The organism is Sulfobacillus sp. hq2 (assembly GCF_002903155.1).
Taxonomy (GTDB): Bacteria; Bacillota; Sulfobacillia; order Sulfobacillales; family Sulfobacillaceae; genus Sulfobacillus; species Sulfobacillus thermotolerans.
This window is the reverse complement of record NZ_NWUL01000034.1, coordinates 24,445-37,036: the sequence shown is the minus strand read 5'-3', so window position 1 is coordinate 37,036 and position 12,592 is coordinate 24,445. Positions and strand designations below refer to the sequence as shown.

Annotated in this window: 10 protein-coding genes; 7 read left to right on the top strand and 3 right to left on the bottom strand. The window is 53.8% G+C overall.

Features of this window, described 5'->3' with window-relative positions; translation table 11 throughout:
• Nucleotides 1–183 precede the first annotated feature (183 nt).
• Entirely contained in the window at nucleotides 184–1,251 is a 1,068-nt protein-coding gene (locus CO251_RS09770; protein ID WP_103375633.1) for a permease, read from the top strand.
• Between the two features lie 198 nt (nucleotides 1,252–1,449).
• Nucleotides 1,450–2,208 carry a G1 family glutamic endopeptidase gene (locus tag CO251_RS09765; RefSeq protein WP_103375632.1) on the top strand — a complete coding sequence of 253 codons (759 nt, stop codon included), beginning with the start codon at nucleotides 1,450–1,452 and terminating at the stop codon, nucleotides 2,206–2,208.
• 127 nt (nucleotides 2,209–2,335) lie between these two features.
• Here the strand turns inward: CO251_RS09765 and CO251_RS09760 are convergent, their stop codons facing one another.
• The gene (locus CO251_RS09760; protein ID WP_103375631.1) at nucleotides 2,336–5,959 is read right to left on the bottom strand and encodes a hypothetical protein; all 3,624 of its coding nucleotides are present in this window, start codon (nucleotides 5,957–5,959) and stop codon (nucleotides 2,336–2,338) included.
• A 297-nt stretch (nucleotides 5,960–6,256) separates the two neighbouring features.
• Between CO251_RS09760 and CO251_RS09755 the strand changes: the two genes are divergently transcribed.
• From CO251_RS09755 to CO251_RS09735, 5 genes are all read left to right on the top strand, one after another.
• Entirely contained in the window at nucleotides 6,257–6,706 is a 450-nt protein-coding gene (locus CO251_RS09755; RefSeq protein WP_103375630.1) for a hypothetical protein, read from the top strand.
• Nucleotides 6,707–6,930: 224 nt separating this feature from the next.
• The gene (locus CO251_RS09750; RefSeq protein WP_103375629.1) at nucleotides 6,931–7,656 is read left to right on the top strand and encodes a diguanylate cyclase domain-containing protein; all 726 of its coding nucleotides are present in this window, start codon (nucleotides 6,931–6,933) and stop codon (nucleotides 7,654–7,656) included.
• A 140-nt stretch (nucleotides 7,657–7,796) separates the two neighbouring features.
• Entirely contained in the window at nucleotides 7,797–8,354 is a 558-nt protein-coding gene (locus tag CO251_RS09745) for a hypothetical protein (RefSeq protein WP_103375628.1), read from the top strand.
• Nucleotides 8,351–9,976 (top strand): exosortase/archaeosortase family protein, encoded by a 1,626-nt coding sequence (locus tag CO251_RS09740; protein WP_103375627.1) that lies wholly within the window; start codon nucleotides 8,351–8,353, stop codon nucleotides 9,974–9,976. Before CO251_RS09745 ends, CO251_RS09740 begins: the two co-directional genes overlap by 4 nt.
• A 157-nt stretch (nucleotides 9,977–10,133) precedes the next feature.
• Nucleotides 10,134–11,177 carry a hypothetical protein gene (locus CO251_RS09735; RefSeq protein ID WP_103375626.1) on the top strand — a complete coding sequence of 348 codons (1,044 nt, stop codon included), beginning with the start codon at nucleotides 10,134–10,136 and terminating at the stop codon, nucleotides 11,175–11,177.
• A 115-nt stretch (nucleotides 11,178–11,292) separates the two neighbouring features.
• Here the strand turns inward: CO251_RS09735 and CO251_RS09730 are convergent, their stop codons facing one another.
• A complete protein-coding gene (locus CO251_RS09730; RefSeq protein ID WP_158246276.1) occupies nucleotides 11,293–12,228 on the bottom strand; it encodes a transposase in 936 nt (311 codons plus the stop codon).
• Between the two features lie 17 nt (nucleotides 12,229–12,245).
• Nucleotides 12,246–12,587, bottom strand: a complete 342-nt coding sequence (locus CO251_RS17410; RefSeq protein WP_158246275.1) for a hypothetical protein — start codon at nucleotides 12,585–12,587, stop codon at nucleotides 12,246–12,248.
• Between the last annotated feature and the right edge of the window lie 5 nt (nucleotides 12,588–12,592).

Here is a 12,592-nt window from a genome sequence, read left to right as displayed (position 1 = left end):
TGCGTTTAAGAACGTCCCCCCTTGTCATGCTGGACGATTCGAGCAAGACCTTGCAAACTTTGTGGGCAGACTTGTTGAGACCGTTCACCGAGAGCGGACGACCGGGAGTTCCCATGGTTTCACAAAAAGAACGAGTAGAAGCGAATTGATACAAAACACTAAGGTAGGAGGCCTTGATCTAGCATGTCCTTACATACAGGCGCCGTTTCCAAGCATCGTTCAGCTCCTTGGCCAGTATGGCCCGTCATCATCTTTGTCATCCTCGGCGTAAGTCTCGTCTATATCGCCAAATGGAATCCCTATTACCACAAAGTCTTCAGCGTGGCGGCTCATCACACACTGGGTGCCAGCGTTATCACGGGGTCAGCGCCCTTTGCTCCCGCCCCTTCATGGCATGCGGCATGGGATTATACATGGAGCTATTTTAAAGATATTTGGATCGCGCTCATTGCCGGCCTGGTCATTGGATCAGGAGTTGATGCGTTATTGCCCCCGGATTGGCTAGCCGTTACCTTAGGCCGAATCGGCTGGAAAAGTCGCACCTTAGCAGGACTCGCTGCCATTCCCTCAATGATGTGCACCTGCTGTTCCGCTCCCATTGTGGTCAATTTAAAAAGACAAAAAGTTTCGACCGGGGCTGTCCTGGCCTATTGGATCGGAAACCCCATCCTCAATCCTGCCACCATTATTTTTATGGGGTTTGTCCTGGGCTGGAACTGGGCTCTTTTGCGCATAGGGCTCGGTATCGTCTTAGTGGCGCTTGTTGCAAAGCTGGGCGATATGTGGCAGCCAGCGGGCTTAGATGAAACCACCTTGCCGGTCCCTCCACGCCCTTCTGACAGCCCCGTCCATATTGTTGCCCGCTTTTTTCGCTCCTTGTGGAAACTCATGACACGGCTCTTGCCGGAATATATTGTGCTCGTCATGGCCTTGGGTGCTGCGCGTGCCTGGCTGTTTCCTGCCATGACCGCAAATCTCTCCCACGCCTGGTGGCTATGGATCCTCTATGCCATCGTCGGCACGCTATTTGTCATTCCTACCGCAGGAGAAGTTCCCATTGTCAGTGTGCTCATGCGATATGGTTTAGGCGTCGGCCCCGCTGCGGTATTGATGATGACCTTGCCGGCCATCAGTCTCCCCTCCATGGCCATGGTGAGCACGGCGCTCCCCAAGTCCTTATTGGCGAAACTGGCCGCTACCGTTGCCATATTTGGCCTTATTACCGGTCTTGTTGGCCATTTTCTCCTATAACGGCATGACTTTTGTAAAACATTCTAGGTCAAAAGCCGGCCAAGCCAGCTTTTGACCTTTTGTCATAGACAAATTCCTAGAAATCATACAATGGCTCTAGTCGCAGTCGTGGTGGGTGATTGCATTAGCGTAAAACAAGGGTAAACTTATTACCAAGGAGACAGTTCAGGGTGATATGACACACGAGAAGGAGGGGCTATGCGGCCGTTATATTGGATCGTCGCATTAGGATTTGGCCTTCTGACGATTAATGCCAATCCGGTCATTAGCTGGCCTGGGCTCAGTCCCCAGTCTGATCCTGTCTCGATTCCAGCACCTCAACCCTTCTCGTTGCAACCGCCCTCACAAGGCGAGCCCTTGGAAATGAGCCGGAACTGGGCCGGATATGTCAATTCCAGCGCCACCTACACCGCTGTTCAGGCCACGTGGCGTGTTCCAACCCTTATCTCCAATGGGTCATTAGCCATCTGGGTCGGTGTCGGCGGCGCCCCTCAAAGGCGGTTGCTGCAAGCTGGCACATTGACGAAAAAGACCGCTTACGGTACCAAAACCATATTGTGGATTGAAGGGTTACCGCAACCATTAAAACCCATTGCCCGCAATTTGCCAGACGGCGCGCCAGTGCATATTGCCATTACCCATGTCAAAGCAGCTCGGTGGAATTTGACACTGCAAGCCGGTAACTACCGGCAAATTTTTCATGTCCGCTATCCCCTCACCGCCAAGAGTGCCGAGTGGATCGTCGAAGACCCTCTGATTAATAATAAGTTCGCCCACTTTCCCACCTTCCATCCTATCGAGCTGTTCTACGCTAAAGCCCAAACGAGCACAGGTGTGACCGTCACCGCCAAACAATCCATGCCCATCGATTTGCGCATTCATGGCGCCATTGATGCCGCTCCCATTTTAGTCAGCAACACCACGTTTGCGGTGAGCCTGCCCGCCTTTCGTCCCTAGCCAGGCTCCCTTACCTGCGGCTGCGGCATCCATCTTCACCCCCGTATGTACCGGCTTAAAACCAGCAACCGAACGGTCCCTTACGAGACCGCCCGGCGCCTAAAATAGATGAGACTCTAAGAAATCCTTAGACCGTCAACACGGTATCGACCCCATCAAAATACACCGTGAAAGTTCCCGCATCGGTCGCGGTATAGGGGATGGTAAAGGTTTGACTACCTGTCGAGGCACTGGTCACCGCCGTATACACCGCCCCGGGGGCGAGATTCCCGACCGTATCAAGATCACTAGAAGGCACGATGACCACCGATTGCTCAGAGGATACACCCGTTCCGTCGTTGACTGTCACTACAAGGCTACTACCCGATACCGCTGCAACGACGGTGGGCGATGACGGGGTGACTAGCGTCACAGGTCCAATTTGAGACGGACGCTGGTAGTTGTCGGTGACGGCCGTGGTGATGCCCGCTTGTGTCAATGCATTGACACTCACCGCAATCACATCCCCTGAGGGAAGTTCGGGATTTTGACCCGACAATGTCAACACCACTTGAGACCCGCTTACCTGCGCTGACGCTATCTGATATTGTACGTTGGTGGTCAGATCTGTCACCGTAAACTGGGACCCGTTGGGTAGCACAGAATCTGGATTCAGGGTTCGCGAGAAGCTGACGGTCAATTGGTTAGGCAGATTATCGGCGCTCAAGCTGAGCGATACGGGGGTTAGGGTAGTGGGACCCGGCGGCTGTGTCCAGGTCACATGGCTGATCAGCCACTGGGAACTTCCGACCATTTGTGCCATAACCGTATCGCTTTCTCCAAGACTGCCCGAGGACAATCCGACTTGGGCGAAACCACTGGCGTTTGTCGTCGCTTGGGAGTTCGTTAGGACCGCTGTTTGTTGACCGGATACAGAAAATGCAATCGGAACGTTAGCCTCAGGGCTGCCATTTGGACCCAGCACTTGCACCGTCAGGTCTGCGGTTTGCCCAATGGCCGCCAATGCTAAGGGAGTTGGTGCCCATTTAAGCACCGGTGCATCATTGGACGTTTGCCACTGAACAGGAATGGTCAAGTGCGCATAGGCCGATGTGGGCCCTTGACCCACGTCGGGCCCGCCATCAATCCATATGGCCTCTGGCAATGCGGAATCTACCGCCAGCGTGATGGCTTGCGACCCCGGTTGCGAAGAGGCATCTTCAAAGGTAGCCTGCCCCTGGGCATTTGAGATCACATCCACCTTATTCAGCGTCCCTGTCCCCGTTCCCGTGATGGAGATCTCCATTCCCTCTAATGGCATCTGACCGGCCAATAAAGTCATCCCGAACTGCGTGGAGCCTAGTGTCAACGTCACCAAAGGCGCTTGAGTAAAAGCATTAGACACATCTAAATCCTGGCCTCCTTGGGGTGTATAAAGTAAGCTGACAGGAAGCCACTGCACCATAACGGTAGGGGATGGGGCCATCGCTTGATCACTGACCATGGTCTCAAATCCTTGACTAAACGCCGACACAATGGCTTTGACATTCCCCGCTCCGGTCAATACCACAGACGCCGTGCCGTTAGCACCTGTCTCGCTTTGTTTCGTCAAGACCTGAACGCCGGCCCCACTAATTTGCCATGTCACAGGCGTACCCGCGCCCACCAGATTACCATTGTCATCCGTAACAGTCGCGGTGACTTGCACCGTTTGTCCCGCCAAAGCATTCCCCCACGGTTCACTTGCTGCTTGTGAGGCGGGAACAAATGATACGGCCGTATATAATCCCGGCAAAGGAAAGGCAACGCCAGGAATTTGCGGTACTCCGTAGAGTTCGGCAATTCCTGATTGCCGTGCCCTCACACTCCCCGTAGAGTCCCATGTCAGCTGAGGTGCCGCCAGCGCTTCAGAAGGCGTCACAGGGAGTACGCTTTGACCTGATACCAGGACATTTTGGCCTTGTCCATTGTTTTGCGATGGAATCCAATAGGCCGCGGTAACCGCGCCTCCGCCAAGCGCTTCAACGACGCCGTCTCCCACTTCGGGATATACCGGCACTGCGGCTTGATACGTGGTGCCTTCTTGATATTGCGTTCCTAAATCAGCTGCGGCCTGACTTGCACTTAAAGGGCTAAAAGCGGTGAAACTAACCGGATTCGCCGTCCACGTCACGTCGCTCGCCGGAACCCGAAGACTTGTGACACTTTGGGCAAGGGGATAATAGGTCACAGACTGCACCCCCACCCCTGTAGCTTGTACACTCGTCACGGTCGACGGCGCGGTAAGCGTAAACGTTAATTGGCCGCCATCAGACTGAGCCGGAAGTTGCACACCAAAATTATTGGCGGCTAAGGGCCCCATCAACACCCGCACGTAAGGAGTGGAACCATCTTGAGGTGTGTACGTGACCGTTAAGGCACTACCCGCTGACAACCCTAAACTTGAAATGTTTACGCTAGCGCTCGAAAAAGCTTGCGGTACTACAATAGGCACAGAATGCCATACACTATCGGCTCCATAAGAACCCGATGTTTGGTTCACCGCAATGGTCTGTGGCGCGGTCGAGGTTTGTGGCAGCAAAAATTGCGCAGAAAGCATCGGCTCAAGGGGCGTGCCGGTGTTCTGGCTCACCGCATAGGCTTGCGTTTGCATCGATGTCCCAAGCCGCTGGCTCGTCATGACGGAGCCCGTCGCAGATCCGATGGTGGTTCCAGTCTCATTCAGCGCTACAAAAAGGACTTGCCCTTGAACGGGCTGCAAGGCGGGGGCCGATGGCACTGAGACTTGATAACCGACGGCGGTCACAGCAGAGGCGTCTAAGGCTAGGGCTGAAGAAGAATTGTCGTTGGGATTGGTCACGGTCATTGTTGTAGTGGCAATGCCCTGGGCATTGGTGACAGCATTGCCATTTAATCCTTGGGGAAAGGTCACATGGTCGGCTGGATTCGAATCATTCGTCGCCGTAAACACCACCGGAACATCCGCCAAGGGTTGACCATTAGCTCCTGTCACCACCGCCTGCACTTGGGCGGTTTGCCCCAAGAGCAGGGCATTAGGATTACTTAGCACAGACAATGGATTCATGAGAGACGTCGTTAGGGAATCCGCTGCCACGGTCTTTGGTGCAGCGGTAAACGTATGGGTCTGACTCCACACGGCATCTTGATTGGTATTAGGGGCTGCCGGATCCTTAGCATAAGCAATGATATGATACGTGCCTGCTTCGGGTGGCGTGTACGTAAAAGAACTGCTGCTTTGATATCCGCCACTGGCCGTCCATTGCCCTTGGGGATTTTCCACCCAAAATTGATAAACCGGTGAAATAAGGTTGCGTGCTTGAGCTACGACTGTCATTCCCTGATTCTGCGTAGCGGTCGGTCCCACACTGAGGTGCACAGCACTCCCGACATTCACAATGTCCGTCGCCACCAATGCTTGATTCCATAAGCCCGAATGGACAGAAGAGGCACTAAGCGCGTAGACCGCCACCACATAGCTTCCATCTGCGAGAGCCAATTGAAACCTCGGATTGGGGGAATAATTGCGCGCCATGGACCATCCTTTCTGGGTTTGGACCCAAAATTGATAGTCGGCCGATTCCCCAGTGGCGGCTGCCTGAAATGTCACGGTGTGGCCCGCTTGTGCTATTCCATAGCGGTTCAGCGAGAGCTGTGTGAGATTTTGTGGCGTAGAGGAAGCCTGCACTAAAGGGGTATTGAGAACACAGGCCGCGAGTCCCGCCACTAAGAAACTCCGACCCATACGTTTCATGAACAGAGATAAAACCTCCATTTCTATTTATTCAAACACTGTATTACAATCGACACTATTCGACATAGTTCGACACATTCCTCTATTCCATGAAGGACATTTTAGTGGGGTGTACAACCCTCGTAAGACAAGCTGATACCCCTTAAACTAATCGAGACACTGCTTGAGACAACATTCGCTACTGTCCTCGCACCTATGGACTTCTATAGTAAGGGCGTCATCATGCCCTCTTTATAAACAGAGGCCATGGTGATCGGTAATCGGCACGGGTTTCAATAAGAAGGGAACGATGAAGCAATGACTTCACCACTATGGCGTTTGTCTGGCATCTTGGGCATCGCAGCCACCATGGTTTTGGCACTTGGCAGCATGACCATGGCAGCAAGTAACTCAAACTCTACGCAAGAAGGCTATGTTAGCATTACCAATGTTAAGGGCAACACAGCAACGGCGACATGGTACTGGTCTGGATTAACAGACGGAGAATATGTGGCCGTGGAAGCGATCTACAATGGCACCACCACGCCATTACCAGCGTCTGACGGAACAGTCACAACAGCAGGTACTTACTCGACCACTGTGACGCTCCCTCCAGGTGATACATCGTGGTCGAACACGACCATTGAAATGGCCGAAGCAAACTTTGCCGAGGGGCAACTACCCGAAGTTCCGTGGGCTGCAGGCCTTCCGTTGATTTTAGTGTTGCCATGGGCCGTTTCGGCATGGCGTCGTCGTATTCCGGGGTAACCTTTCGTGATTTTGGCATCTTTGCTCGCCGTCATGCGCAGCTGCGGGCAAAGATGCCAATTTAATCGTTGTAGCAATAAACCCTTTGAGACGGCATCTGCGACCCCCATTAGCACTGTTTTTGGCACGAACTCCCGCTATGCTTACTTAAACAACACGGTAACCTGCGTTGGGCCCGAAAGAGGGCACCATGGTTCTCACGAGATACAAGGAGGCGTGCACCAATGCCCAACCATTCCAACACCGATTCGTATTACGATCAAGCCTTGAAACTGATGGCCCAAGGTGCCTCAATTGACGACATGATTACCGCGTTAAATATTTCACGCGGCGAAATTTATCATACCGTGCGTGTCATTTTTACGGATATGCTGCGCCGCTATGGGGCGATTGCTGCAGCGACCTCATCCGTACCCGAGATTGCGGAATGGGACGCCTTAACCGGGGCGCTGACGCGCCGCACCGGAGAAATTGCGTTGCTGCAGATGTTACAAAAAACCCACGAGGACCAGCCATTTTCGATTATTTTTATCGATCTCGATAACCTAAAACAAATGAATGATGCCTATGGTCACAAGGCTGGTGACCATCTGCTCTGTCAACTCGTCCACACAGTCCTGTCTAATATTCGGCGCTCCGACCAGTTAATTCGCTGGGCCGGGGATGAATTTATCCTGGTATTGCCACATACGCCCAAAGCTATCGCGTGTGAAACGCTCAAACGTTTGCGCCGTGCCGATCCCACGCTTCAATTTTCGGCCGGGGTAGCCCAGTGGGAACCCGGTGACTCCTTGAGCTCCCTTATCGACCGCGCTGACCGTGCCATGTATCAAGACAAGCGTCAGCGCAAGACCCAAACGCCCTCGTCTTCAAAGCAGATCCGTCATTTCGTTCGGGAACACCGGGCCATTAAACCCCCGCTTAAGGTTCGCAGCCTTTCAGATTCCTAAGGGCAGTGTGAGACACGATTTGAGACTTTTATCGGCACTGTCAAAGGCTATTAATTCACGATATTTTTTACACATTGAATGATCCGTCGAGCCTTGTGACAAGACTCTTATATCAGTTCGATAGAAAGGGATGAAAGCCAATGCCTTCACCGACCGTCCTTCGTTTCAGCGCTGCCTTGGGAATGGCTGGTAGTCTTCTTATTGGATTTAGCCACGTCACGATGGCCGCATCCGATGTCGGTACCCTCACCATCACATCGCAAGGCGCAAGCCAGCTAAAGGCCACATGGACAATTCCCCAAGGAACCTCTCTACCGCCAGGCACCCTCACATTATACGGATGGCCCAATCAGACAACGCCCGGTTCATACACGTCGAACTACGTGATAAAGACACAAAATGGCTCATTAATGCCAGATGTGACCACTCAGCCCGGCACACCCCTACCCAGCCAACCACCAACACAGTTAAGCTTGTTTTTTCCCGCACCCCATGGGTGGCCGAATATTCACGAAACCTTTCAAATGACCTATAGTTCCAATGCACAAGGTCCTGCCGCAAATTCGCCGGTTGTATCCTATAATTCGTTGCCATTTAGCCAACTTCCAGAAGTGCCTTGGGCCGCAGCGTTACCGCTATTGATGGTATCGCCTTGGCTCTTTTACGCGGTTAGAAAGCGCCGCGTGGTCCGGCCATGACGAAAAATAGCGCCATATCGAGAACTCCAAGGCATAGCCTGACGGGGTTTTGGATTCTCTGGGTTGGCCTTTGCACAGCTCCTCTGTTAGCCTATGCGTCTCCGTTATGGCAAAACATTTTAGCGGACACTCCTATTGCCGATTTGATTTGGATTCCCATCTTGGCCATAGGATGGGCCTCATGGAATTTGCTGGCCGTCCCTTTTGAAGGACCTGATGATAGTGAACTCGATGCGATTTTAGGCATCAGTCTTGCCGCTATTACAGGGCTGGCTCTCGTCGTTGGACCTGCGCGCTGGCCTACGGCGTTTGTCTTTGATCATGCTGGACTCCTCCTCTGGCCGCTTTGGATCTTAGCGATGACGTGGCTTTTTTGGGGTATTGGCGCGACTCGCAAAGTGCTAGGTCCGCTCGTCTACTTATTACTGGTCTGGCCCCCGATCTTTGAAGCTATTGCCAACGCCACGCAGACCCTTTTGGTGAATTGGGCCATTCGCATTCTTCAATATTCCACAGCCTCTTTTGGATGGATCCACGCAATTCAACCCTTTGGTACGTTTAATGTCGCGTACGGGCATATCGAATTTCCTGTAATTGTTGCCGAAGCCTGCAGCGGGGCGGATAGTTTGTTAGGCGCTGCTATCGTCATCCCCGTTATTTGGTTTTTGCTAAACGGCAGATGGCAACACAAGCTCTATCTTAGCTTGATTGCACTCACCGGCGCTCTGGTTTTGAATTGGATCCGGCTCATAGCGATTGTCCTAGCCGTTCATATCATTGGTCCCCACTTTACCTTTTCCTATATCCATCCGGTACTAGGATTCGTGCTCTTTGCCATGCTGACTGTGGTCTTAATTGGGTTAATGAGGCCTTTCGGCTTATCCATGCCGTCTCCCCAAGAAAACCGGTCTATCCCTCACGCAGGCGTTGGCCGGCTCATTGCCGCCATTTTACTATCTGGCCTGGTGTTCTATTTGCTCACCCCTTTGTTTTCCCTAGCGAAAGGGAGTTTCGGCAAGCCCCAGCCCATCTCCCACAACGCCCTCAGTGCCTTGATTCCAGACCTTCGGGGCTTCATGAGCGCATCGGTATACCATGCCAACGAATCCTCGATTTTAGGGCCGCATTCGGCTACACTTGCCGACATGTACGTCGATACGCACACCGGCCACGAAGCTTTGGTCGAGGTCTGGAGCGCTGCCAATGCCAATATGCTGGCAGCTTATGGGTTTCATAATTGTCTGTTGTATCATGGGGACAACATCGCCGCGGCCCAGTCCTTTCAACTGATTCCGGGCATTGTGGCCACCGCCTATGCGGTCACCTTGCCTGCCAACTACGTGGGAGGACCGAGATCCACGTATGTTGATATTGAGTGGACAGATTCGGTCAAGCAGCCTGATGGCGTGCGGTACTTGCGGTGGTCGCTTGCGGCTTTTCCGGCCAGTGCGCCATCACTTGCGTCATCCAGCCCTATTCGGTTAGAACCGCTCACGGTATCTGAAGCCATGGTTGCACCCCGCACGCACGGAACGTGGACGGGAGCCATCGCGACAACCAAAACCAATCTCATCACCATGGCTGAACGCATTCTTCACCAAAGTTTGCAGCCTAAAGCTTAGTTCACCCCACGCCTTTTGGGAATCTGATAGGTTTCTCAAAGGGGTATCGTAAAAAGAAGCATCGACGGAGCTCTATATCTTTTCACGTTTAGCGGTCTTCATGGAAGGCGGACCTACGCCACAGCTCTTGGTGCTTGCATGCGCAAGGAGGCATCTCATGCATTATTTACGTTTATTATTCGCGAGCGCCCTGGCGTTAACTTTGGCAGGGTGTGGCCAAAAAGCTGCCGTTCAGCCCGTTGCCACACACCCACCCCACAAGGTGCACGTCATCGCCAAGCCTTTATTAGCTCCCCCTTGGCCCACAGTTCAATCAGGCATCAATGTCGAGGTATGGAATACCCCGACCCCTTCTCAAATTGATGGCGTGATAAATGCTGTGGCTGCCTTGCACGTTCGCACCGTTGCCATTGTTATTCCTTTCGGACAAAGCAATTGGCAAGCCAATAATGTTGGCCCTGTGCATTTTACGCCGTCGCCCCGTGTCATTCGCCAGGTCATTTTGCAAGCGTACCACGATCATCTCAGCGTCATGCTTCGTCCCATGTTAGACGAGGGCACGTTAACGCCTTCAGGTCATTGGCGTGGTGATATTGCACCGCAGTCATTGAACAGCTGGTTTAAGCACTATGCCCAGGCTCTCATCCCTTACGCTGCATTAGGACAACAAGAGCATGTCGGGGCTTTTGATATCGGCACAGAGCTCTCGTCAATAGAAAGCGATAACCAAGGCTGGGATACGGTTATACATGCGGTGAAACAGGCATATCAAGGCCCGCTCTTGTACTCGTTTAATTGGAATAGCCCAAGCTTAGCTGCCCTGCCACCATGGACCAAACAATTGACGTGGATTGGTCTTGATGCCTATTATCCACTCAATACGCCTTCCGGTACCGAGTCGGCTTTGGTGCAGGCCTGGCAGCCTTGGATATCACAAACCGCTAAAATCCCTAACCTCGTCATCACGGAACTCGGCGTTATGCCCAAGCCTCGTGCTTGGCAAGCCCCATGGGTCTGGGATCCTCCGGGACCAACGAACTGGTCCGTGCAAGCCCAATATGATGCAGCTGCCATTAAAGCGTGGCAGGGCCATGCCCAGGGTCTCTATTGGTGGGGCGTCATGCTGCCACGCTCAGGCCAAGGCGCCTCATTTGACCCCATCGGGCACCCGAGTGCGGCCGTGATTCAGACGGCATGGTAAAAGGACCACCGCGTCGTGCGGATCTTGTCAGATAACGACACCCATTGGCGGAAAGTCGGGAAGATCATTAATGCATTATCCCCCCACCGTGTTGGGGGGATAATCCGCATAGGCGCTAACCTAAGGCTGCCGAATCGAGTGCGAGGCACCGTTTACGTGGTCGCTCATGGAGTGCTTTGGTCCATGTTCGCGCTGAAGGGCGCCAATCGTCCAGATTGACGAAGCCCCGGACGATGATCTGAAGATCCTGCCAAATCATTTGGGAAATACGCCACACGGCGCTGGATGTCCGTCTGGACGGGAAATCCGTGGGGGAAAAATCCGGACCGTGGGTCCGGAGGGCGTCCACCAGCACGGCGCCCCCCAGCAGTTTCGCTAGCAGATACGTTTGGGCGAGGTCCGGGTCGAAGGCCCGGAGTTCATCAATATGGATTAAACTTTTTAATCGTTTGAAGGCGATTTCGATTTGCCATCGGAGACGATAGAGTTCAAGAATCTCGGCCGCGTCCGCTTCTGCGGCGGACAAGGTCGTTAAAATCAACACATAATCGGCGGCGTCCAAGGTCGCCTGGGAGACCGTATGTCCGTGATTGCGCGCCTCTTTGCGGGCGGTCCGGCGCGCTTTTTCCGCCGCGGATGCTGATTTCCGCATCGCCACAATCCGCACCCGCAGGGCGGGGTGGTCCTTCGTTCCGGCGATTTGCACCGTCCATTCCCCCGGAGTGGCATCAGGGAGCGTGCGGACGGCTTCCAGCACAGACCACGGAGTGCCGTCCAATTCTTGGAGCCGCAAAGCCTTCCACCCGAACCGGACGAGCACCTCCGCGTGCTGACTCTGCACCCACGCCACGGCTGCGGGTTTGGCGTAGTTGCGGTCGGCCAAGACGACGTCGCGGGGCCGCAAGTGCAGCCGCGTCAGGGACTCGCCGCCATGGGCGTCCATGAGTTCCACGTGTTCCCACCGTCCTGTGCCCAGATTCCACTGGGCATGGAGACGCCACGTGGTCCCCGAGCTGCCGGGTCGTTGAATCGTGCTCCCATCTGTCAGCACGAGCCGAAACCGGCTCTTCACGGCGGTGCCGATGCCTTGGGATCGGAACCATTGATCCAGGAGTGCCCCAGCCACGCTGGCGCGTGGCGTAAGCGTTTTAAGACGGCCACATCCGAAAGATCTGCCAACCCGATGCGGCTGGCCCATGCCGCCGTCGTACGCAAGGACCAATCATTCCAGGCATACGCGAAAATGATGCGGAGCAACGCTTCGGCAGATTGAATCACGCGCAAGCGCGCGATGGCTCCACAAGTCCAGGCAGCATCCTGCCAGCCTTGGGGGAGAAAGTGCAATAAGACCGCCCATTGCTCATGGAATGACAAGCCTTTTTCTGGTGCGTTCTGTAAATCATCCATCACCGTGT

Coding starts and splice junctions, on each gene's coding strand:
- CO251_RS09770 (WP_103375633.1), top strand. CDS start 184: ATGTCCTTACATACAGGCGCCGTTTCCAAGCATCGTTCAGCTCCTTGG.
- CO251_RS09765 (WP_103375632.1), top strand. CDS start 1,450: ATGCGGCCGTTATATTGGATCGTCGCATTAGGATTTGGCCTTCTGACG.
- CO251_RS09760 (WP_103375631.1), bottom strand. CDS start 5,959: ATGAAACGTATGGGTCGGAGTTTCTTAGTGGCGGGACTCGCGGCCTGT.
- CO251_RS09755 (WP_103375630.1), top strand. CDS start 6,257: ATGACTTCACCACTATGGCGTTTGTCTGGCATCTTGGGCATCGCAGCC.
- CO251_RS09750 (WP_103375629.1), top strand. CDS start 6,931: ATGCCCAACCATTCCAACACCGATTCGTATTACGATCAAGCCTTGAAA.
- CO251_RS09745 (WP_103375628.1), top strand. CDS start 7,797: ATGCCTTCACCGACCGTCCTTCGTTTCAGCGCTGCCTTGGGAATGGCT.
- CO251_RS09740 (WP_103375627.1), top strand. CDS start 8,351: ATGACGAAAAATAGCGCCATATCGAGAACTCCAAGGCATAGCCTGACG.
- CO251_RS09735 (WP_103375626.1), top strand. CDS start 10,134: ATGCATTATTTACGTTTATTATTCGCGAGCGCCCTGGCGTTAACTTTG.